20 protein-coding genes and 1 tRNA gene are annotated in these 23,161 nt (G+C 41.8%); 8 read left to right on the forward strand and 13 right to left on the reverse strand.

Annotated elements, in window-relative coordinates; all coding sequences use genetic code 11:
• Positions 1 to 163: 163 nt before the first annotated feature.
• A tRNA-Val gene (locus tag ACT3TH_RS02620) sits at positions 164 to 240 on the forward strand.
• Between the two features lie 153 nt (positions 241 to 393).
• Here the strand turns inward: ACT3TH_RS02620 and ACT3TH_RS02625 are convergent.
• The 3 genes from ACT3TH_RS02625 to ACT3TH_RS02635 all read right to left on the reverse strand — a co-directional run bounded on the left by ACT3TH_RS02625 (position 394) and on the right by ACT3TH_RS02635 (position 4,196).
• On the reverse strand, positions 394 to 1,827 hold the full coding sequence (locus ACT3TH_RS02625; protein ID WP_444754303.1) for a YjiH family protein: 1,434 nt from the start codon (positions 1,825 to 1,827) through the stop codon (positions 394 to 396).
• A gap of 76 nt (positions 1,828 to 1,903) precedes the next feature.
• On the reverse strand, positions 1,904 to 2,878 hold the full coding sequence (locus ACT3TH_RS02630; RefSeq protein WP_444754304.1) for an arginase: 975 nt from the start codon (positions 2,876 to 2,878) through the stop codon (positions 1,904 to 1,906).
• A gap of 223 nt (positions 2,879 to 3,101) precedes the next feature.
• On the reverse strand, positions 3,102 to 4,196 hold the full coding sequence (locus tag ACT3TH_RS02635; RefSeq protein WP_444754305.1) for an ornithine cyclodeaminase: 1,095 nt from the start codon (positions 4,194 to 4,196) through the stop codon (positions 3,102 to 3,104).
• Between the two features lie 168 nt (positions 4,197 to 4,364).
• On the opposite strand from ACT3TH_RS02635, the gene ACT3TH_RS02640 reads away from it, so the two are divergent.
• Positions 4,365 to 4,796, forward strand: a complete 432-nt coding sequence (locus tag ACT3TH_RS02640) for an Lrp/AsnC family transcriptional regulator (protein WP_444754306.1) — start codon at positions 4,365 to 4,367, stop codon at positions 4,794 to 4,796.
• Between the two features lie 440 nt (positions 4,797 to 5,236).
• Here ACT3TH_RS02640 and ACT3TH_RS02645 read toward each other — a convergent pair whose 3' ends face one another.
• Positions 5,237 to 5,818 carry a TetR/AcrR family transcriptional regulator gene (locus ACT3TH_RS02645; RefSeq protein ID WP_444754307.1) on the reverse strand — a complete coding sequence of 194 codons (582 nt, stop codon included), beginning with the start codon at positions 5,816 to 5,818 and terminating at the stop codon, positions 5,237 to 5,239.
• Positions 5,819 to 5,985: 167 nt separating this feature from the next.
• Here ACT3TH_RS02645 and ACT3TH_RS02650 point away from each other — a divergent pair, with 167 nt between their 5' ends.
• A complete protein-coding gene (locus ACT3TH_RS02650; protein WP_444754308.1) occupies positions 5,986 to 6,387 on the forward strand; it encodes a RidA family protein in 402 nt (133 codons plus the stop codon).
• A 101-nt stretch (positions 6,388 to 6,488) separates the two neighbouring features.
• Entirely contained in the window at positions 6,489 to 6,620 is a 132-nt protein-coding gene (locus ACT3TH_RS02655; protein WP_444754309.1) for a hypothetical protein, read from the forward strand.
• Between the two features lie 242 nt (positions 6,621 to 6,862).
• On the opposite strand, the gene ACT3TH_RS02660 is transcribed toward ACT3TH_RS02655, so the two are convergent.
• The 5 genes from ACT3TH_RS02660 to ACT3TH_RS02680 all read right to left on the reverse strand — a co-directional run bounded on the left by ACT3TH_RS02660 (position 6,863) and on the right by ACT3TH_RS02680 (position 14,191).
• On the reverse strand, positions 6,863 to 8,287 hold the full coding sequence (locus ACT3TH_RS02660) for an aspartate ammonia-lyase (RefSeq protein ID WP_444754310.1): 1,425 nt from the start codon (positions 8,285 to 8,287) through the stop codon (positions 6,863 to 6,865).
• Between the two features lie 537 nt (positions 8,288 to 8,824).
• Positions 8,825 to 9,688: a LysR substrate-binding domain-containing protein gene (locus ACT3TH_RS02665; protein ID WP_444754311.1), complete on the reverse strand. Its 864-nt coding sequence runs from the start codon at positions 9,686 to 9,688 to the stop codon at positions 8,825 to 8,827.
• A gap of 424 nt (positions 9,689 to 10,112) precedes the next feature.
• Positions 10,113 to 10,517, reverse strand: a complete 405-nt coding sequence (locus ACT3TH_RS02670) for a hypothetical protein (RefSeq protein ID WP_444754312.1) — start codon at positions 10,515 to 10,517, stop codon at positions 10,113 to 10,115.
• Positions 10,518 to 10,861: 344 nt separating this feature from the next.
• Positions 10,862 to 11,800 carry a response regulator gene (locus ACT3TH_RS02675; protein WP_444754313.1) on the reverse strand — a complete coding sequence of 313 codons (939 nt, stop codon included), beginning with the start codon at positions 11,798 to 11,800 and terminating at the stop codon, positions 10,862 to 10,864.
• A gap of 33 nt (positions 11,801 to 11,833) precedes the next feature.
• Positions 11,834 to 14,191, reverse strand: a complete 2,358-nt coding sequence (locus tag ACT3TH_RS02680; protein ID WP_444754314.1) for an ATP-binding protein — start codon at positions 14,189 to 14,191, stop codon at positions 11,834 to 11,836.
• 641 nt (positions 14,192 to 14,832) lie between these two features.
• Here ACT3TH_RS02680 and ACT3TH_RS02685 point away from each other — a divergent pair.
• The 4 genes from ACT3TH_RS02685 (at position 14,833) to ACT3TH_RS02700 (ending at position 20,163) form a co-directional block, all read left to right on the forward strand.
• Entirely contained in the window at positions 14,833 to 16,446 is a 1,614-nt protein-coding gene (locus ACT3TH_RS02685) for a glycosyltransferase family 2 protein (RefSeq protein WP_444754315.1), read from the forward strand.
• A 120-nt stretch (positions 16,447 to 16,566) separates the two neighbouring features.
• Complete coding sequence (locus tag ACT3TH_RS02690; protein ID WP_444754316.1) at positions 16,567 to 17,949, forward strand: glycosyltransferase; 1,383 nt, start codon at positions 16,567 to 16,569, stop codon at positions 17,947 to 17,949.
• A complete protein-coding gene (locus tag ACT3TH_RS02695; protein WP_444754317.1) occupies positions 17,949 to 19,118 on the forward strand; it encodes a hypothetical protein in 1,170 nt (389 codons plus the stop codon). The genes ACT3TH_RS02690 and ACT3TH_RS02695 overlap by 1 nt, the downstream gene beginning before the upstream one ends.
• Positions 19,119 to 19,149: 31 nt before the next feature.
• Positions 19,150 to 20,163, forward strand: a complete 1,014-nt coding sequence (locus tag ACT3TH_RS02700) for a glycosyltransferase family 2 protein (RefSeq protein ID WP_444754318.1) — start codon at positions 19,150 to 19,152, stop codon at positions 20,161 to 20,163.
• 72 nt (positions 20,164 to 20,235) lie between these two features.
• Here the strand turns inward: ACT3TH_RS02700 and ACT3TH_RS02705 are convergent, their stop codons facing one another.
• The 4 genes from ACT3TH_RS02705 to ACT3TH_RS02720 all read right to left on the reverse strand — a co-directional run bounded on the left by ACT3TH_RS02705 (position 20,236) and on the right by ACT3TH_RS02720 (position 23,094).
• Complete coding sequence (locus ACT3TH_RS02705) at positions 20,236 to 21,057, reverse strand: hypothetical protein (RefSeq protein WP_444754319.1); 822 nt, start codon at positions 21,055 to 21,057, stop codon at positions 20,236 to 20,238.
• Between the two features lie 100 nt (positions 21,058 to 21,157).
• Complete coding sequence (locus tag ACT3TH_RS02710; protein WP_444754320.1) at positions 21,158 to 21,571, reverse strand: PaaI family thioesterase; 414 nt, start codon at positions 21,569 to 21,571, stop codon at positions 21,158 to 21,160.
• An 89-nt stretch (positions 21,572 to 21,660) separates the two neighbouring features.
• Positions 21,661 to 22,203, reverse strand: a complete 543-nt coding sequence (locus ACT3TH_RS02715; RefSeq protein WP_444754321.1) for a DUF3124 domain-containing protein — start codon at positions 22,201 to 22,203, stop codon at positions 21,661 to 21,663.
• Between the two features lie 189 nt (positions 22,204 to 22,392).
• Positions 22,393 to 23,094 (reverse strand): NAD-binding protein, encoded by a 702-nt coding sequence (locus ACT3TH_RS02720; RefSeq protein WP_444754322.1) that lies wholly within the window; start codon positions 23,092 to 23,094, stop codon positions 22,393 to 22,395.
• Between the last annotated feature and the right edge of the window lie 67 nt (positions 23,095 to 23,161).

Raw genomic sequence — 23,161 nt, forward strand, 5'->3', positions numbered from 1 at the left:
ACGCTATACGCAGTATTGTAACAACTTTAAGTTACCGCTGTTATTAAGTTGAGTATCACCAGTAATACATACGTCAATTCTTGAGTATTTCGACAATAACTTAATATTGGTATAAAAAAGACTTGCAAAGTCCTCAAAACTTGCTAAAATGCTCAACCTAAATAGGCGTATAGCTCAGTTGGTTAGAGCGCTACCTTGACATGGTAGAGGTCAGCAGTTCGAGTCTGCTTATGCCTACCAAATTTAGAAAGCCCCAGTTTAACGACTGGGGCTTTTTTTGTGCTTAATATAAAGAATGTAGTCAAACCATAATGAGACCAATTTCTTATCGTAAAGAATGCAAACAATGCTACAGAAATTATCAATATATAAGGAGAGCAACTAAAAATGTCATTAGAAAATCATATGAGCACATAATGCAATGATCGGTAGTGAAATAACGGTTCTCAATAGAAAAATTATTAATAACTGAAAAAAACTAACGGGGATTTTTGTTCCTAAAATCAATCCACCTACTTCCGACATATAAATTAATTGAGAAACTGATAAGCAAGCGATGACAAACCGCGTTAATTCTGATTCTATGGAAGAGCCAATAATAGCCGGTAAGAACATATCAGCAAAACCCACCATAATGGTCTTTGACATCTCTGCTGCAAACGGTATATTCAATAACTCTAAAAATGGAATAAATGGCATACCTAGATAATCAAATACAGGCGTTTTTTCTGCAACAATCAGACCTAAAGTCCCGATTGCCATGACGATGGGTAGTATTCCTATCCACATATCCAAGATATTTTTTAACCCATCGTTTAAGAAAGTAAAAAAACTTGGACTCTTTTCTGCTCTTTGAACCGCTTTATGTAAGCCATAGTTGAATAACGTTCTTCCTTCAGGAATGGCTTCACAATCTACCTCATCGTTCTTTGTTATATACGTGTCTTCAATTTTAGATAAAGGGAATAACTTTGGTACGATGAGCGCACAAACGATGCCACATAACGCAACCACGCCAACCATGTTGATAAAATAACTTTCTAACTTGACCTGAGAAATCACCACCAAACAAAATGTGACCGAAACTGCTGAAAAGCTTGTCGCAATTACTGCCGCTTCCCTTTTGGTATAAAACCCACTTTGTAATTGCTTATCAGTTAATAACACGCCAATCGTGCCGTCACCTAACCATGATGCCAAGCAATCGACAGATGATCTACCTGGCAAACCAAATAACGGTCTCATGACTTTCGTGCATAAGACACCAACGAATTCTAATAAACCAAAATCCAACAATAACGGCAGCAACAATCCCGCTAAGAAAAAAACGACAAAAAGTATGGGCATTAACTCATACAATAATAGACCACCAATACTGTCTGAATATATAAATTCAAACCCAAGTTTAAAATAAGTAACGACAGCAAAAAACGCACCAAGCATTCTAAGTATCAGCCAAGATGTTTTTACGTTCAGTAAATTATTTAAAAATTGATTGTTTAAAATCAATGAAGGTTGCATGATTTTAGTATATAAGCTTCCAACCACCGTAATCATAATTGAGGTGACAACAAGCAATGGTAAAAAGTCGCTCATATAACCTTGTATGTAATCCTTTAGTACAGCGATAGGAATGGTAAATCCTTCTGAGTAGCTGACAAACTTACCATCCACATAGGGAATAGGATATACAAAGACGATCAACCCTATCATAGAGGGTATGAAGAATTTTAAAAATTGTTTGATGTTGATCTTAGTGCTGGTACTGCTGACATCCTGCTCTGAAGCGCTGGCTTTAATAATATCCATATTATTTTTACCTTCCATCCCTTTTTAACCAACATGAATAATTTTATATAATTATTTATGTTGGATTCTTTTAACTCATTTTAAAAATTTTATGTTAGTAATTATTTAAAAGAGAGTGAGTAACTTCTTCTAATATTTTAAATATTCTGGTTGAGTCATCTTTTGAGTTGTTATACAAAGGATTAATTTCTGCTATTTCCCAACAGCATACTTTTTCATTCTTAATTAATTCTATATTGAGCTGCATAGCTTGCTCATAAGATAGGCCATTCATTGCTGGCGTACCTGTTCCTGGGACGTATAAAGGATCAACACTATCAACATCAAACGACACATAAATATGATCACAGTATTCTAGTTTTTTAGAGATTTCTGCTACTGTGGCGCTAATGCCTTTTTTCGTTATTTCAGCCACGCTATATAAAGGAATTTTATGTCTTTTGATTAACTCCATTTCTTCTTCTTGGTAATCTCTAACGGCACAAAACACGATATTTTCTGGCTTGATTGATGGCTCGTCGGATGCCATAAATTTTAATCGTTCCCAATACTCTTTTTCTGCGTCAGAAAGCTCATTACGCTTACATTCCAAGTTATCGATTGCACACGCCATTGCCAAAGGCATGCCATGCATATTTCCTGATCCGCTGGTATAAGGCGAATGAAAATCAGCGTGTGCGTCTATATATACCACACCAATCTCAGCATCAGGATGCGCCATTTTAAGACCATGCATCGTACCTGCACAGCTAGAATGATCGCCTGCGATAACGATTGGAAATTTATTTTCATTTCTTATGTCTTTTATTTTATGTGCTAGCTTAGAGATGATTGGCTCAATCACATCCGCATATTTTGCATGCGAAAATTGCGATTCTCCCTCATAATCACTGTCATATTTATTACTGTCATCCTTAATACTGTCAAATTGCAGTTTTTCATAATATTCTGCATTGAGCTCTTTTGATGATGCTCGCAATGCATCAATGCCTAAAGATGCGCCTTTTTTATGTCCGGCAACATCTGAATAAACTTCTACTATTCTTATGTTTTTCATCAAATCAGTCATTATTTTGTCTCCATTAGATAAAACAATTTTTTCATCATTTAAATTTATTTTTGCCTAACTACTTAGCCATAGTCTTTCTTAAATAAGAAAGGTATATCCCAGTATCACGCGCTACTGAAACAAATTTTTCTAGCTTGCTGTGCCTTCGCAGACAGAGGCGGCGCAAAATTCATCTCAGCAGCGCTATATTTATTTTATATCAGGTAAAATATATAGCCCCCATTTACGCCATAGACAAAGCTTCAGTCGTCACTACGCTACGATTCTTGCTGTGAGCTTTCACTACCGAATAGAGGTTTTTAGGATCTTGTTGATGAGGGATCAAATCAAGTAGCTCATATGCGTCCTGTTTTTTAATCAAATCACGCAAAAATACCAAAGCCGTAAAGTCTTCTGAGGCAAAACCAACACCATCAAACACCACTAAGTTATTTTCGTTGGTGCGCACTTCTTTCTCACCGTTTACGATGCGATGAAACTCTGTCACAGGAAAGTCTTGAGAGAGCTGCTGAATGTCGCCTTCGATACGGGTTTGTGGTTCAAACTCTACAACGACATGATCCGCTCTTAACAATATGTTGGCATCCAACTCCGTTTTGCCAGGGCAATCACCACCGATAGCATTGATATAGACGCCTTTTTTGACCATATCATCACGGAGAATAGTGGCATTTTTCTTATCAGCGGTACAGGTAGTGATGATATCTGCGCCGTCAACGGCTTCTTCTGCCGTTTTGCAAATAGTAATCTCCAAGCCTGAATCGGCAAGGTTGCGTGCTACTTTTTCAGACGCAGCTGAGTCAACATCATATAAACGCACTTTTGAGATACCCACCACTGCCTTCATACCCATTGCTTGAAACTCTCCTTGGGCACCGTTACCAATGAGGGCTAACGTTTGGGCGTTTTTAGGCGCACAATATTTGGCAACCAGTGCCGAGGTCGCTGCCGTACGCAGTGCGGTTAAAATACACATCTCTGTCAGTAAAATGGGATAGCCTGTATCGACATCAGACAAGACGCCAAAGGCCGCTACCGTTTGCAAATCACGCTTGGTATTGATGGGATGGCCATTGACATACTTACATGCAAACATCTTGCCATCGCTGACAGGCATCAACTCTATAACACCGTCTTTGGAGTGAGAAGCAAAACGACTGGATTTTTCAAACTGATCCCAGCGAGAAAAATCTTGCTCTAAAGCATCTACCAATTCTGTTATGGTCTGCTCTATACCATAATTGCTAATTATCTCAGCCATCGCCTGCACGCTAACAAATGGCACACCCTGCTTTTGCGATACGATAAATTTAGACATTAATTTTGCTCCATTCCATGAATATTGTTTATTTAACCGACAATCAATATCCTACCAACTATAATTGTCAGTTAAAATGTCAATAATTTATTAAATATTGATTATTTTTTGACACATTGTTAGGTACAATTTAGCATAATGTCAAAACTCAATAATGGAAGCGTTTTTATGGCGTATTATACTTATGACTCTTTAGATAGCGAACTGATATCTGAACTTCGACAAGATGGTCGAGCAACCATCTCAAACCTTGCGAAAAAACTCAAAGTCTCGCGTGCCACAGTCCAAAACAGATTGGATAGACTGATTCATAACGGCGCTATTTTGGGATTTACGATTCGGGTGCATGAGGCACTAGATGAGGAAACTGTCAAAGCGATGATGATGATTGAAGTAACAGGAAAGTCTACTTCACAAGTGATTAGGAAGTTACGAGGTATCCCGCAATTGATTAAGCTTCATACAACCAATGGGGCGTGGGACTTGGTAGCAGAAATACACACGACAAGCTTAAGAGAATTTGATGAAGTGCTGCGTCAAGTAAGAGAGATTGATGGCATTCTCAACAGCGAAACAAGTGTTCTGCTTTCGAGTTTGTGATGTAACCATGCTTAGAAAAATATGTTCGGCACAGTCTAAGGATCCAACCCCCTAGTGAGGGTTCGAACTTTAAGCTGTATGCTAATGATATCGATGTTTTAACTCGCTGAAATGATCACAGTGTTTTGAAGGATAGATCACAACTAGCACTGGGTTCTAATTACGAAATATCTTTAAAGGTGCAAGACCTGTTTGATTACCATCATCACCGTTACAGGTCAATAAAATCAACGTATGTGAGATAAAATAACTCTAGGTCTTTTCGTCGACCCATTTTGACATGGTATAGGTCAGCAGTTCGAGTCTGCTTATGCCGACCAAATTTAGAAAGCCCCAATCCTGATATTGGGGCTTTTTTATGCGCGTCATATAAGGGGTCTAGTAGCGTGTTTTACTCTTATTTGCAAGCCACTGAGATAAGTGACTTTACTTGATCAAAGTTATGACTTAAACCCTGACAACATGATATCAAATGCAGCCAATGCACTTGGTAAAGCGACTTTTGGATCAGCATTTGAAGCAATCCAAAGTGCAGCGTTCATGGCAGCACCATTGATGAACATGGATGCTGCTTCTGGATCTACTTCTTTCATCGTTCCTTCTGTAATTAACTGAGTCACAATCTGCTTGGTAGACATTAAACAGCGATTTTGACTGGGCCAAAGAGAAGGATCCCCCAGTACAGCGGGACCATCCAATAAAATAATTCTCTGAATTTCTGGATCAAGTGCGCTTTCAATATAAGTTTGTCCTTCAATCATTAGTCCGTGCCAAAGGTCATTGCACCCCTCTGCTCTTGCCTTGGCTTTCTCTACCATTTCCAAGTCTATTTGCTCAACGACAGCGGTGAACAGCCCTTTTTTATTGCCAAAATTATGATAGAGCGCACCTCTAGTCAGATTCACATCCGCAGTCAACTTATCCATCGACGTCTCTGAATAACCGTATTCAGCAAATGATTTTCTGGCCGCTGCGATTATATTCTTCCTCGTTTCAGCCATTTTTAACGCACGTTTTGACATAGTGACCCCTTAAAAAAATACATACGGCACGTATATTATATTGACATACGTGTCGTATGTGATAAATTAACATACATAGCGTATGTTACATGATCAAAAGCACAGTGAGAAGCGCTATGTCTTTCTAACTCTCAATATATATTAATCTAAATGTTTTGGAGAATTTCATGACTCAAAGAAAAGCAATCTTCCCAGCCGACAGACAGTCTATTTATGAGAAAAATGGTTACTCTGCAGCGATTCAATCAAAAGATTTACTGTTTGTCTCAGGTCAAGTAGGAAGTCTTGAGGATGGTAGCCCAGAGCCCGATTTTGAGAAACAAGTAGTGCGGGCATTTGATAATCTGCGTAATACCTTAGAGGCGGCAGGCTGTACGTTTGAAGATGTGATAGACGTTACGACCTTTCATACCGATCCTGAAAATCAACTTGATGCAATGATGAAAGTAAAAGATAGCGTCTTCAAAGAACCACCGTATCCCTCTTGGACCGCCGTTGGTGTGACTTGGCTTGCTGGGTTTGATTTTGAAATAAAAGTCATCGCACGCTTACCAAGTGAGACCAATTAAATAAAAATACCATAAACAGTAACTATGAGCTTATAGTGCCATAACAACTTAACCAAGCTTGCCTACTTACAGAAATTTTCATAATGGAAAGGAGAAAAATTTTGAATACCACAAACCCTATATTATTTGCAGGGGCAATAGGCATTGTCGGTCAACAAGCTATCGAATGGTTTCGTAAGATTAATACTGATCAAACGATTTACATTGGCAGCAGAAAGATGGCACTCAGATGATATTGCGAAGTTGTACACGCCCGAAAGCTTAAGGATAAAATCAGCGGCCTTTTTAGAATTACTTATGGATTCTGGCGTAAAGGTGATTGAACTGTAATCATAAGTACGGCTTGAACTCTTAGATAAATTTATGAACCACTCTTACAGACTGTTGATATAACCGTTTACAACAGTCTACAAGAGTGGCTATTTTTATCTATTAAAATCTGCGTGGCTTGTCTTAATCAGTGCTGGAAGAGAGGTTAGATACTGCTCACCATCGTATCGGGTGACAAAATCGCCGCGAGTTCCTCATCACTGAGCAGCTTTTCTTGTTTGACCAGTTCAGCAACACCTGAACCACTAAGCAAAGCGTGTCCTGCGATACGACTTGCATTTTCATAACCAATATATGGCACCAGTGCTGTCACGATGCCAATACTGTTTTCGACATGTTGCGCGCACTGAACTTCATTGGCTGTAATGCCTTGAATGCATAAATCATCTAGCATTCGAATCGATTTTTCTAACATACGTGTGTTGTTAAGTAGGTTATAAACAATCAGTGGCTCCATAGCATTTAGCTGTAACTGCCCCGCTTCTGCCGCCATGGTAATCGTCATATCAGTACCCATCACTTGAAATGCGGTTTGATTCATTGCCTCAGGAATCACGGGGTTGACTTTACCGGGCATAATGGACGAACCAGGTTGCATAGCGGGTAGATTGATCTCGCCCAAACCTGTGCGCGGTCCGCTCGATAGTAAGCGTAAATCGTTGCTCAATTTGGACAATTTAATTGATAAGCGTTTGAGCGAGCCAGAAAAGGTAATAAAGGCACCCATGTCGGCACTTGCTGCTATCAGGTCTTCGGCAATTGTCACTGGCAAACCACTGATGTCAGCTAGCTCATTGACAGCCAAACTGGCATAGCCCTTGGGCGCATTGATACCAGTCCCAATAGCCGTACCCCCTAAATTCACTTCACACAATTGTAGGCAGGCATCTTCGATTCGAGCAATTTCACTGCCTAAATCACTAGCAAAGGCGTTAAATTCTTGGCCCAAAGTCATCGGTACGGCGTCTTGTAGTTGAGTACGACCCATTTTTAGAATGCCGCTAAATTCTTGTCCTTTGGCTGCTAGGCTGTGCTGTATCTTGATGATGGCCTCTTTAAGCGGTTTTGCAGCAAATACAATCGCCAAGCGTGCCGCGCTAGGATAAACATCATTGGTCGACTGAGAGCGATTGACGTCATTATTAGGATGTAGATGCTGGTACTCGCCATACTCAAATCCCATTTTTTTCAATCCAATATTAGCAATCACTTCGTTGGCATTCATGTTGGTCGACGTGCCCGCCCCACCTTGGATGAGATCAACAATAAACTGTTCATGATGTTTACCACCAATAAGATCCGCGCATGCTGCGGTAATAGCGCTGAGCTTATCATTACTAAGCAGGCCATGCTGATGATTGGCTTTAGCCGCCGCTGCTTTTACCATGGCCAGCGCTTTAATGAGATCGGGAAAATGACTGATTGGCATACCTGTAATGTTAAAATTTTGATACGCGCGTTGTGTTTGAATACCGTATAACGCAGTAGCAGGAACGGCTTGTTCGCCAAGTAAATCTTTTTCGATGCGAGTAACGACTTCATTGTTTGCTAGGTGATCAATGTGTTTCATATTTTTATGTCTTCTTGGAAATGAGTTAAATGAGTCAACGCGCAACACTTATGTATAGTCGGTGAAAAGTAATATCGATACAACACGTACTGCTGGTGCAAATTTTTCTTGCTTGCTGTGCCTACGCAGACAGAGGCTGCAAAAAATTTACATCAGCAATACTGTAGCGACTTTAAAGTATTTCAACTATATTTAGATTAATTGTCTTGGCGTTACTAAAAAGCAGAGCCATCGTAACCGAGAATAGTGAGCAAGAAAAACGTAAATATTCCGCTCTCAGCCCAAAAAATATTGGTGCTTAGCAAAATAAGTTATGGATTAGGTTGCTCTTTTAGAATTTAGCGCTTTCAATGAAAATCGTTTGGAAGAGGTTCTTTAGTAGGGAAGATTTTTATAAGAAGATTTGCGGGCTGAAAAAGGCTGATCGATTAGGCTGAGTCTGTATAAGCTGGATTGATTCATAGCCAATCACGAATGACACAAGCGAAGGCCTAGTCTCAGTGAAAAGAGATAGACGTTATAGAATCTCTATATAAATCATAGCCCCAACACTTGCTTTAAAGCGTTGATTTGTGGCTGCTGACGATCCGCATAACGATAAGCCAGTACAACTTCTCGAACCAAGCTGTTATCCCCTAAATGGTGAATTTGGACTGGCGCAGCACTTCTAATCCATAGTCCAGCATAGGGAATCAAAGCCACTCCTAATCCCGACTCAACCATCCTAACAATGGCATCAAGATCATTAATCTCCATGATCGTATTCACTTTGATGTCTTGTTGTTTGAAGAACCGGCTTAATTTTGCTCCAGCTGAAGACTGTAGACTGTAATGGATAAAAGGGTGCTGCTCAAGCGTCTGTCTAAGACTATGAAAAGGCCATTTTTTGGGACTAATCAGCACATAAGGTTCGGTCATAATAGACTGGGTAACTATATCTTTAGGCAAAGCAAAAGCAGGCTGGATGGTTATTGCAGCATCTATACTCCCGACTTCTAGCTTTTCAAACAGCTCTATAGAACGCCCTGGAATAATTTCTGTCTGCATCAAGGGGGCTAACAGCGTAATCGCTTTTAGAGCCTCTGGCAAAATACCTACTTGCACTGAGTTGATAGCGCCAATCTTGAGCTGTCCATAATAGCTAGCAATGTCGGTATCTGAGGGTAATTGCATCGTCGCGTAGAGCGCTAAAATTTCTTTAGCTATCGGTAAAATACGTGTGCCTTGCGGATTGAGCGCGATGGCTCTAGCAGAGCGTGTAAATAACGACAACCCTAAGTTGTCTTCTAAGGTTTTAATCTGCGCACTGACCGCAGATTGGGTAAGGTTTACATGCCGAGCAGCAGCGGCAAAACTGTCTAATTCACAAACTGCGACGAAGGTTTTGAGTTCTCTTATCATTTATTTCATCACGCTTGTTATTATCACGGTAAGATAGCAATCACCGCTCGGCTTATATTTTCTCAGTTTGTTGAGCTTAAATCATCACAAGTTTGGATAGACATATCCTCTAAGAAGGATCTCTTCGGCTTCTACAGCCTACCTGTTTTAATAAAAACGTGCTGCTTTTATTTTAATCTACGTTGGAGTAGAGATAAAACCACTATAATCGGTATGTATAAGATAATGCCATACTATAACATTGGTTGACTTATGACATGGTAGAGGTCGCTAGTTCGAGTTCTGGTGGGCGCACCAAATTTCCTCACCATATAGACAACTTAAGAAATGTTCTAATAAAAGTAAGGTACTAAATATTCAACTCTCCATAAAAAAACCGCATCGAATGTCGATGCGGTTTTTTATTTAATGTTTTGCTTAGCGTTTACTGTGCTGCTGGAGCTGTTTCTGTAGTTGCAGTATCTGTGCCTACAGTTGCAGTATCATCCATTACTGCGCCATCAGTCATAGCGCCTTCGGTTACTGTACCATCAGTCATCGTACCAGTAGTTGCTGTGTCCGTTGTAGCTGTACCAGTAGTAGTACTAGCAGGATCCATAGTGGTTTCTGTACCTGTCATACCAGTGTCAGCGACTGGTTCATCCATAGGTACGACTGTTGCTGTGTCTGTGGTTGGTTCTGTTGCAACTACCGCTGTTTCAGTAGATTCGACCGTGCTTTCTGGTGCTTCTTCTACTTCATTACTACAAGCGCTAAGACCAACTGCACTAACAAGTAATGCTAACCATAATTTACTACGTAATGAGTGGTTCGATGTAGTTTTGTTCATTCTGATGTCCTTGGGGTAGAGTTGAGATAATCGTCAATCATATTATTTAATACGCCAACTTAAGAATGATTTTAACTCAATTTAAATATTAATACTGAGGACTACTACGATGTTTTTGTTAAGTTTTAATAATACTGGAAGAGGTAAGGAGTGTTATTGTGATTTATTGTTTTATTTGCAGTATTTAGAGAATATCTCTGATTCAAATTGAGAATATTTCTAGTTAATTTGTAAAACTGAATGTAATGGATAATTAGTGCCATAAAGTATAATTCTAAAGCCATGAAAGGCGCTCTTGGTAACCCATAGCGCCGATTTATAACCAAGTGTAGATCCAATCTGTGCTATCTACTAAAACGCCAACCGATAAATTTGGTAAAGAAACCTTTGAGCCTATCAGAGAAAAGAGACGCTTCTGTTTCTGGCACTTCTTCAACGTGATGGCGGGCGGCTAGTATTGGCTGCTGTACCAGTCTTTCATGGTGCTGAAAAGCGCGGTCAAGGCTGATACTCATGATAGAGAAGTTGGTAGGCCGCGGCAGACAACGATATACCTGACCTTTATTGATCAAGTCAATCACCATGTGCGCATCTTTGAACTCAGTCAACATGAGCACCATCAGGTTGGGCTGGATATTTTTTAAGGCATAAACAATGGGCGTGATGTTCTCTTGATTGAGCGTTGCATCTGTAATAGTGACGCCAAAGCTTTTTTTCTGCAATAGCTTTGCTGCTTGCTCAAGGTTGTTTGCCCAACTGACGCTATAGGTATTTTTAAAATAGCTTTTCATTTGTTGATAGACTTCTTCATCATCATCTAGCACTAGTATGTTTCGCTTGCCGCTGATGCTAGTAGCAGCATGATTTTCTGTATCATGTGCTTGACTGGTATCTTGGGCAATGTCTTGCGTTTGCTGAGCAATTTCTGTGGCTTTGTTGACGACTTTTTTAAGCTCATCATTTTGCCAAGGTTTGGTGATATAACGATAAATCTCACCTTCATTTACCGAGTCAATCACTGCATTAAGATCCGCATAACCGGTCAATAAGATGCGGATGGTATTTGGCGATGCTTCCTTGACCTCACGCAACACCTCAGTGCCCTGCTTGTCTGGCATGCGCTGGTCACTAATGACCACTTGTACATCATGTTCGCTGACATATTTCATCAGCTCGTTGGCGTCCGTGGTGGTAAACACATCATGTGACTGGCGAAAATGCATTTTTAGACTGCGCAAAATGCGCGGCTCATCATCGATAAAGGCAATTCTTGGTTTTTGCATGACGCTCTCTTTAAATAAGTTGTTGGAGATGTCTTAACTTTCGAACAAAGCTTTTGAGGTTTTATTCTCACGAGATTTAGACTGTATGGGCAGCGTGATGGTGAAAGTTGTGCCCTCACCAACGATTGAGCTGGCTTTGATACTACCGCCGTGCTGCTCCATGATTTGAGTGCTGATTGCCAAGCCCAAACCTGTACCGTCTCCCGCTTTTTTGGTAGTAAAGAACGGCTCGAAGATACGCGCTAACGTACTCTCTTTGATACCTTCACCATTGTCTTTGACCTGTACCACAACGTTTTGCTGCACTTCATCGACAGATGAGGTAATGTGCAACTCACCCTTCCGATCAGGCGCTATGGCTTGGGCAGCATTGTTGAATAAATTCAGCAGCACTTGGTTGATTTGAGAAGGATTGCATTGAACCAAAGGCAGTGTGCCTAAGTTGGTCGTAATGTCTAAACTCTTAAGATTGTTACGCGTCATGACCAATGAAGTATTGATACACTCATTGATATCGATGTCTTTGACTTTTGACTCATCAATGCGAGAGAAATCACGTAGGCTAATCACCAGCTCTGCAATCTGATCAACACCGTATAAGCCGTCTTTGATCAAAGCTGCCAGATCCTCACTCACCTCGTCTTCTTTGATCTCCTCACAGCATTGCAAGGTTTGGTCAATTAGCTGTGCCACTTGTTCTTGGTCAGCATCAGGTGCTTTTAGCGCTTGCAACAGCTCATCTGTATGAGCAATCAGTTCATCAAAGCGTGTGAGATTGTCGCCGACCAATTCCATATTACTGCGAACATATCCGAGCGGCGTATTGACCTCATGTGCCACACCTGCCACCATTTGGCCAAGTGTGGCCATTTTTTCAGAGCGCACCAGCTGTACTTGCGAGGCTTTTAACTCATCCATCGCTTGTTGTAAGTCTTGAGTACGTGCTGCCACCTGTTTTTCTAGATGGACGTTGATTTCGGCAAGCGCCCCTTCATTTTCAACAACGCGGTCAATCAACTGGTTGGTCTGCTCGCTGATTACTTGAATCTCGCTGACATTAGACTTAGGCAATTTATGCGCACTGAGTTTTTGATATTGTTTTTGCTCAATCAGAACGCCCATCTCATTTACAGCCAATGCCATACGTTTTAATGGACGCGTAAAATAATGGCGGAACACCCAGGCGGTCAGTAGCAAAATCGGTAGAAAACCCAATAACATCGCTTGGATCAGCTTGTTTGATAGTGCATTTGCCACGCTCATCATGTCGCTATTGGGCTTCACAATGACCATTTTCCAATAAGTGAATGGCATGCGAAAGACGAAAGCGGTGGCAGGTTGCTGCAATACAAAATCATTGGGTACAGCGATGGTATCGACCAGATGGCTGTCAACCAGATTAAAGGTTTGATCGATGTTTAAAAGCAGCAAGGCAGAGAGCAGTTTGGACTCTTGCTCACTAATTTTGCCTAGATTGGTGGTACTCAAAATACTACGGGCGGCCAAGGTATAACGACTCTCATCTTTGGCAACTGCTTCATCAATAAGCGTCTGGTTGATACTATCCAAACTATCAGCGATAGGCGTAAAACCGGGGTTTTTTTCTGCCAACTGGTTCGCCGTTACCATCTCACCTTGAGGATTGTTTTTAGTCACTTGGGTAACAATAGACTGGTCAGGAAATGTCAAAAACCGATTGTCCAAATCTACTAAGAACACGTAGCCGCCGATCTTTTCTTGCCATTTTTTCATGGCAGCATCGAGGTTATCCAATAGCAAATTGAATGTCACCACGCCATCAAATGTTTGATTGCGACTGCCATAGAGGGCTTTAGCACAGGTCATCATCGGCTGATTGCTGACCGGATCAAAATACGCGCGGCTCCAGACGCAGTGGTCATGACGTGCGTACATCGCAGGGATGTACCACCAGTCTCGATAATAGGCATTGGGCGTTTGCGACACTTGGTTGTAGCGTTCTGTTGGCAGCATGACGCCAGCTTGATCACGCGCCCACACAAATGACTTGCGCTCTCGTCCTTCAGCATACATGTTGGGATCAAACCACACGCCGCCGCCCACGATTCGCTGATCGGTTTCGCGCATAAGGTTACTAAAAGCTTCCCTATATAAGGCATCCTGTTTGGGCAACCCGCCAGCGATAGCACTGGTGGCTTTTGCCAATCCATCAACGTGATTGATGCTCGTCATGATGCTATTGATGACTTCATTGCCTGTTTCGACCACTGTCTCTGAAGTCATCGCCAATATGCGCGGCTTGCCTTGGGTTTCAATGACCCAGTACACCATCATAATAATAAGGGCAAAAGCCAACGCTAAAATAACTAGCATACGTGTAGTGATACTGCCGAGCCGACCAGCTCCCCTCATAAAAACACCCTATTTCTTTTTATATGCTACCTTCTGTACGATCTTGTATCAACGGCCCACTCAAAGGCCAGTGATAAAGACTGAAGAAGCATCTATTAATAATGGGCTCAAGGATACGGCGCGCTTATGACAACGTAATGACAAAAAGCATACCAATTGATAAAGAAGCGTAGGTTAAGAGCAGGTATGCGGTGATTTAGGTGATTAATATTGAAAAACGTAGCGGTGTCTCTAAATCCTTGTCACAAAAAATCCTTGTCATGAAAACGCCATACAGTTTCTTTACTCTGACATTATTCAGACATACGCTATTTTCTGATAATGCCTTTTTAACGTTATAAGCTTTTGTATAAAGCTGTTTCAGCGTTTAGTCCTACCGAGTACCTAATATTGGTGGCATTTGAACAATTCGATTAAAACAAAACTCTCGGAAGTCATTCTTTTTTTTACAAAAATTACTCAGTCTTACATTATTCAGCATTCTTAAACACTTAGACACCAACTTTCTGTCAGTCTCTACGCTATGATGTTGGCAGCACTAAATGGGCATTTATTGAGTATCAAATAAATAAATACCCGTTTCGTTTTCGTTATTATTTTTCATTAAATAGTACATATAGACTGTTACATAGGGACAAGACATGGCGGTCAACAACACAACATTTTATAAAAATATATTGGAAACTACGATTGAGTCTCCTATAGGGCGAGTTATAACAAAAAAAGAAAACCATACACAAGCTGGCACGACTACTGCTTTGAGCTTTCAACTAATGACACGTGCAGAACCGCCAGCATTGGTTATTGCTACCATACAATCCTTACTAGCCATAAAAGCACCTCAAGACGAAATTATCATTATCGATAACAATAATACTGAAACATCTATGTACCAGCCATTAGCGGCGTTTTGTGCCAGTTTGGACATTGAGCGTCAGGTGCATTTTTATCATATTGACGCAGTAGAAGGGTTTAAAGCAGGCGCATTAAATTTAGCTTTAGGGTTGATGAATCCAAAGTGCACCCATCTCATTGTCGTCGATAGTGATTATCAAGCCTTGCCACATGCTAGAGCAGCCATTGCTGATGCAATTCAACGCCATCCTGACCATGCCCTACTCCAGTTCCCTCAGTTTTATCGCAATACAGGACAACTAGACGCACGTAGTGAATTAAATCATTATTTTAATCATCATTTATATCGTCCGTTTAACCGAGACCATGCGTTATCGACAGGCACCTATGCGGTGATTCGTCGCTCTGACTTGCTAAGCTTAGGCGGCTGGTCAGGCGCTTCCATTACTGAGGATGCACAGATGGGCGTTCTGATGCATCACAGTGGTCTTCGTAGTGCATTCGTACCGCAAGTCATTGCCACCGGTCTATTACCCAATACCCTGAACGACTTGATGTCTCAACGTCGACGCTGGATCTACGGCAACATGCAAGTGCTAAACGACTATGTATCCATACCACGATTTTTTCAAACGCCAAGCTCTAAAGTTTTTCAAACGCCAAGCTCTAAAAGTAAAAAGCCCTTAGTCGCGCGTTTAACTGACGTACGCGCTCATGTCTCGCAGCTCAGTGCATGGATCAATTTCACAGGATTTTTTATCTTTCTCCAGATCTGCTCATTATTGGTGATTGGTGTTGCGCTTTTGAATACCAACTTTGATGTGTCGTTACTCACGCCTTTGTATGCGGTATATGCAAGTTATACGATATTTTTGGTTAGACGGTTGTGGGCGTATTTTCAAGATCAGACACCGCTTAATAAGCAAATCGAGAAAAACCATCAGCCAAGTGTCGAGGCAAAACTACGAGCATGGTTGATGCATATCAACTTTTGGGAGCTTGGTGCATTGTCGTGGCTACCCGTGCTTTGGGGCCGTGAAAAGCCATTTATATGTACGCCAAAGCAGGAATATATTCAAACGAGTCGTTCTGTATGGCTAGCAAATGTTGCGGCTTTACCGAAACTTCTGTTACTACTGAACATAGTGACAGCTATTATGGTAGCCCCTTTTTCTCCGTTTTATTCGCCAGTATTGTTTGGCTTTGCAATGGCGGTTTGCCTATTAAAATTGGGCGCAGCAAAAGTCGCGATGGACAATTTTGTTGCTACTGAGCAAGAAGTACCCAGCATCAGCACCAAATCTAGGCCTGCTATTACGACCATTTATAAACAAGTCAAACCCATAAAAGTGCCTGACATGACGGCGGTATTTAAAGACAAAAAAACGATTAATTATTAAAACCTATTCGCCTTCAAAAACCGTCATGCCAGCTCTCTGTCAGACTTTTACCGTTATTACCTATTACCATGGTTTAGTCATTTGATTTAAACCAGTTGCTATTTTTACTTTGAGGTTTGTATGTCCTTAGCTACCCCTACTTCTTTTTCAGACGCTGTTGACCATAATAATACCCGACATACTTCTCTTTCAAATAAACCTTTGCGCCCATTACGCATAGCAATCATCGCTCATTGTTTATATCCGATTGCCCAGCCCTACGCGGGCGGGCTTGAGATGATTACCCAGCTACTATGTGATGAGCTCGTGGCGCAAGGTCATGACGTTCTACTTTATGCACATGAAGACAGTCAAACACAAGCGACGTTACTACCGTTCTTAACACGGGCTGAGTTTGATGCAACGGTCTATGAGAATGAGCACGATTCATTAGGGATGAGCCGTGAGGAGATGTATCAGTATTTGGTCTATCAAAGCGCATTACGCGACATTATCGAGCGTGACGAGCGCGGTGAGATTGATGTCGTTCACAATCATAGTCTGCATCATATTCCGATGATGACGGGTCAAGTATTTGGCTCACGATTTTTTACTACGTTTCACACGCCTATCTTCCCTCAATTACGCTTGGCTCTTCTGACGTTGCGCCATGGGACAAAAACTCAATTTACTGCGATTAGTCAGCACCAGCAGCGACTGTTTTCGGAGTTCGTACCTTCACATGTGGTGTATAACGGTATCGATGTAGAATCTTTTATGGCCAATATTGAGTCCACAACTGATTTTGATCGCGCTTTTGATACGCGCACAGTTAACAACAGTGATGAGGTGTACTTTTGGTACGGACGTATCTGCCCTGAAAAAGGAGCGCATTTAGCGATGCAGTACTGTATGGAAGCGGGCAAGAAGCTGATCATTGCAGGGCCCAAAAGTAATGAAGGTTACTTTAATGAACAAGTGGCGCCATTATTGGCTAAAGATCGTAGCAGTAATGACCCACCGCTGTTCGATTATGTCGGCCATGTCACAAAGGATGAGATTAACCAATACTTGTGCCAAGCGACTGCCATGCTATTTACCAGCACATGGGACGAGCCATACGGATTGATATTGGCTGAGAGCTTGGCTTGTGGTACGCCCGTCATTGGATTCAATGTGGGCGCCAGTGCCGAAATCGTCACACCAGATACCGGTGTTATCGTACCCAAAGAAGACAAAGCGGCGTTTATACAAGCATTTGCTAAGATTAAAAATATATCGCGTCAAGCATGCCGCAAACGTGCTTTGGCGTTTTGTTCTGTAGCAACGATGGTAGAAGGATACATAGCATTATATGAAGCAGCGGTCGATAACAGACAGCAGCAACGCTTAAACCATCAAAAAGACGCTCATCAAACCTTGAGCACTTTTAATAACTTAAATGGTAGAGGAAAGCCTTGGGCTGGCTCAGATTTGGTTGACTCAGACAATGAAACCATCGCCTTAAGCTCTGGAGAAAGATAATGCGTATTGGTTGTTACGCGCATCATCACGGCTCGGGGCATTGTCGGCAGATAGACAAGCTTGCCGCTCTATTACCACTTGAGTATAGACAGCAATTGACGGTATTTACCAGTTTAACACCCGAGGCTTATATCTTTGCTAATATCGATGAGCAACAAGTCGTCCGTCTCCATGCGGAAGATGAGCGTACAGATGATGTACTAAAGGGACGTGCAGGTGCTCATTGGCAACCCGCCAGTCTACATTACTCTCCTGTCGGTAATACCGATATTCAAAAACGCAGTCATCAAATATTAGATACGATCTATCAGCGCCATATTGACTTGATGATTATAGACGTGAGTGTTGAAGTGGCTATGCTGTGCCGAGCTGCAAGTGTGCCTTATCTCTATGTAAGGCTTCCTGGTCTTCGTGATGACACGCCGCACCTTGAAGCCTTTGCTGGTGCACTTGCTCTACTCGCCCCTTATCCTCAAGTACTCGAAGCTGCTATGACATCGAACTGGGTATCACAAAAGACGCTATATCTTGATTTTATCAATCCGGCCAAAAACGACACATCCAGCCATGAAGATTTTGTCAAAATGCTCATGACGTTGACTGATGACGATAAAGCGCTTGCCGCTCTGTCTACGTCCGCACAGATTGTCACCGTGATTAAAGGCTACGGCGGGCATGAAGCCATTGATGCAAAACTGCCTGAACTGCGTCGTTTGCTACCCCATGCCTTTATCGTCTCGCTTGGACCAATAGACGATACCATGCGCAGTTATGTAGATATTGCTACTCACGTAAACAACGTAACGCCATTTATAGAACACAGTAACTATCTGCTGATGGCATGCGGTCTTAATGCTGTAGCGCAGGTCTATTATTATGCAACGCCACTGGTGGTTCTGCCGGATGACCGTCCGCATCAAGAGCAAGAAATGATGGCACAAGCGTTGGTCGCACAAGGACGAGCGTTAAGCTGGGAGCAGTTTAAACGTTCAATAAGTGCTGAAGACATTCTTGCTAATCCTGACAAATCATTGGTGCCGCAGCAAAAATCGACTAATGATATGTCTGCTGCCCAAGCATTTATGGATAGCACAACCAACTACTCAACAACCAAGTCTTGGTTCAATGAATGGCTGCTGCCAAAGCTTGCGCTAAAACCTGATGTTTAATTTCAAACTATAAAAATAACGGTAATGACCGATGACCACAAAACCAGCAATACAAACTTCTTCTACCTCAGAGCATATTCCAGTAACGGTTATCACGACTTGCTACGGACGCAATCGTCACCTTTATAATCTATTAAGTAGCCTGATGCATGGCAGTATCAAACCTGAAGAAGTCATCATTGTGAATGACGATGCCGACCCAGCACGTCTAGCAGATTTTGATCTAAATATTGTTCAAATTGCCACGACCGCTAATGTATCAGCCAATAACTTATCTGATACATCGACTAAAACAGCATTTGATATTGGTCACAATCGTAACCTTGGCGCCGCACACGCCACACATGATGTGCTCATATTTTTGGACGTGGATTGCATCGTTGCGCCGACGTTCATTGAGCGATTAAGCGCAAAACTGCAAAAGCAGTCCAAAGCTCTCTTGATGGGACAACCGCGTTATCTGACGCGACCTTTGTCAGAGACAGAAAGCGTGGACTTACAAAGTGGCACGCTCACGCCTACCTGTTTAAACCAGCTGTCTGTTTATAACCCTTATCGTGATAATTTTGATGATGCTGAGTCGAATCCTGCAATCACAAGTCAGGCAGCGGTGAAGCAGACAGCGACTAAAAAGACAGAAGATTACGGGGCTTTTTGGAGTTTGTGCTTTGCTATTACACGCGAGCAGTTTGATAAAATTGGCGGGTTTGACACTCAATACACAGGGTATGGTGCAGAAGACACTGATTTTGCATTTACGGCACGTCAGTTGAACATTGATTTTTACCTTACCGCCGATGTCGTTTATCATCAGCAACACAGTGTTTATCGACCGCCGCTTAATCATTTAGACAGCATTGTCATCAATGCCAACCGCTTCTATCGCAAATGGCAGTGCTGGCCGATGTCAGGATGGCTTTTACCATTTGCAGATATGGGACTGATCCATTGGCAGGCTGAGCAATCCACGCCAATTGTTTCGATACGGCAGCCCACCCCTGACGAAACAGAGCAAGCGCATTGTCCCGACGCACCTTATGTTTAAAAGTTGAATGCTAACTGTTTAGGTAAAATGGTCCAGTTGAGTGAATGGTTTTAGGTCGTCTACTATTCATACTTAATATTGACGAATAACCTCTACTTCTGGTGGCGGTGAACTCATTTCTTGACGTTCAAATTCCCAATTGTGCCCTTGCCAAAAGTGAGCTGTCTTATCGTTGTCATTAAAACCAAGCATCAATAGCTGTAGTGGTAACTCTGCTTTTTGAATGTCTTGTAAATGCGCTCGTGCTGCAAGCAGTAACCGATACAATAAAAACCCAGATGAAGGCGCTGATGAATGAATGTCTTTAAAAGATGGATAATCGTCAACGACTGGATGATGCTCTGATAAGACACTATGATACCTCTCACTTTGCAACAATGATTCTATTGCGGGTGGAATGGTCAGTATTCGCTCAGCCGTGATGGGATCATCGTGAGGACTTGGGTCGTCCTCTGGAGTAGGAAATTGATACGAGCGATTGCTAAGTAATAAACCTAACGGCGCAGCCTTCGCCATTCGCTTCATGACCGACACATTGTTGCTTCTAGGTGGTAAGCCAAAATGCAGTTTGCTATCGCCAATTTGACGAAAAAACAGGAGCTTAGGTAGCGTGCTTATCAAGGTATGATTGGCAAAAAAATCTGCATGTATAAAATCATTAAACAATACCAAAACATCATCTGGCCGTAGTAGCTCTTCGAGTTGCTCAGTACTGATAGAAGGATTGTTTGCGATAAATACGATGCGCTTTTTTTGTTTTAGGGCAGTTTGGATATTGGCGGGCAAGTTGTTAAAAGCAGCTGCTTCTTTACTGACTTTATTTATATCAGCGTTATTATCATTTGCTATTGGACGAATATTTGAAGATTCAGTTAACAATATCGATGTTTGCATACGAGACGTATTTGTCCTATTTGAGGTAAGTAACTTTTAATAGAATACTTTTGATGGAATATTTGAAGGTGCATGGCGTAAAGGTCGCACTTTATATCTTTCAAATAGGCTTGGGCGGTACAGAATACGTGCCCACCACATGCGCCACTAAATCGCTAGAACCTTCTGAATAAAGAGAGACTTCACCGACTATAAGGGTGCGTCCTACTTTCATTAAAGTACACTCAGCCATGATACGGGCTTCCGCTGAAGGTTTGCGCAAAAAATTAATCGTAAGACTTGTCGTGACGGTCAATGGCACGATACCAATTTTACCAAGTATCGCCACATAGATGGCGACATCGGCAATGCTCATCAGTACAGGTCCTGAGACAGTGCCGCCCGGGCGCAGCTCATTTATCCCGATATCGTGCGATAAAGTTGCCCCAGTCTCATCTACTGCTTCAATCACGCATTTGGTTTGTGGAAACTCTACTGCCATAAAAGCGACGATTTCTTCTTTGGTTGCAGACACACAGCCTCCTTTCTAAACGATCCTTGTTAAGGTGTATCCTTTTATAGTCACTTTACTTTAAAAGCGATACAGTACGACTGCGATATCTATCAATGCACAACGGGCGTACCCTCTGTGCTAAACGCAAACCCTTTGTTGCTAAAGTTACCAATCATAACCGCTTCAATCACTGGTTTGACTCTCTCATCTATGCCTTCAACTTCGATGATAAAATTAGCCCCCGACCCGCCTTTATCCTCTTCTTTTTCAACGATATAGTTAAGCGTTGCCATGGCAGGAAGCTCTATGGGTTTGGTTAAATAGGATTTGACCAACGTCCCACCAGTATCATAGTAATCAATTTTATTCACATAAAGCGATTTTTTTAGAGTAGTGTTGCGTACACTGAGCGTCGCTGACAATAAGACTTTGCTATTGTCTTTATCTGTATAAATATCTGAGTAAATCGGCACATAAAAAGTCTGCTTGTAGCCAAGTTGGCTGTGATCGACGTCTGCCGTTACTTCTAACTCTTGAATCGGATCTTGATGATCCTCAGACAATACAACGTTTGGGTCTTGTGCAGATGGACTACACCCTGATAATAGTGTCATCATAGCGATCAATAAGACGGAGATATAGCGCTTATTCATATATTTTGCCTCTGTTTTCTTAGAGCAATGCGACAGTCACTATAAAATAAAATCGATACGTTGATAGCCGTTGCTACTGATATAAATGTTTTGACTCCAGAGACTTCATCACTCCAAAGGCTTCAAAAAATTTATAGCAGCAGCACTCACTGTATCAGTTTTAGAGTAAACCTACTATAGTGCAAACCGTCAGTTAATTTTGACACCAACACTACGCAAGAACTGATTGATATGCTTGTTAGCACCATAAATAATCAGTATGTCTTTTTCTTTCAATAGTTGCTCAGGAACCGCCAATCCTTGAATGCTTGGCCTACTTTGAGTACGACCAAAGCTGTCTTCATAATACTCATAGCGCATGGTACTAAGCAATCGAATGTTAAACTTATACTCTAACTGTAATTCATCCACCGTTCGACCAATCAAAGCGCTTGGAATACTGATCTCTACAATACTAAAGTGATCGCTCAGCTCAAACGAGTCTACAAAGTAACGTAGCGACAGCCTTTTCGCCCAGCGCTTGGCAGCCTCATTTTCAGGATGAATAAGGTCATCGACACCGATGGCTTGCAGCACTTTTTGATGTAATGGGTTGATACTGCGGCTAATCAAACGCTTGGCTTTTAGAGTTTTGAACAGCGCCGTCGCCATGACGTTTTCGCCTTGATCTTCCCCAATCGCCACGATGACGATGTCGGTATCGGCAATCGGTAAACCACTGACTGTATACTCATCCGTCGCATCCATACAAATAGTATGAGAGATGACTTCTTTATAAGCCTCAACCTTTTGCATACTGCTATCAATAGCAATCACTTCGTGACCTTGACGAGTCAGCGCCATGCCGAGCGATGAACCAAAATTCCCTAGTCCTACGATAATGTACTTCATGACCTATTGCCTTTTTTAGTTTTTGTTAATCTTTTGCCAGCTGCGCCTATACAGACAGAGACTGCAA

It is taken from the genome of Psychrobacter sp. AOP22-C1-C5 (assembly GCF_052378885.1).
Classification (GTDB): Bacteria; Pseudomonadota; Gammaproteobacteria; order Pseudomonadales; family Moraxellaceae; genus Psychrobacter.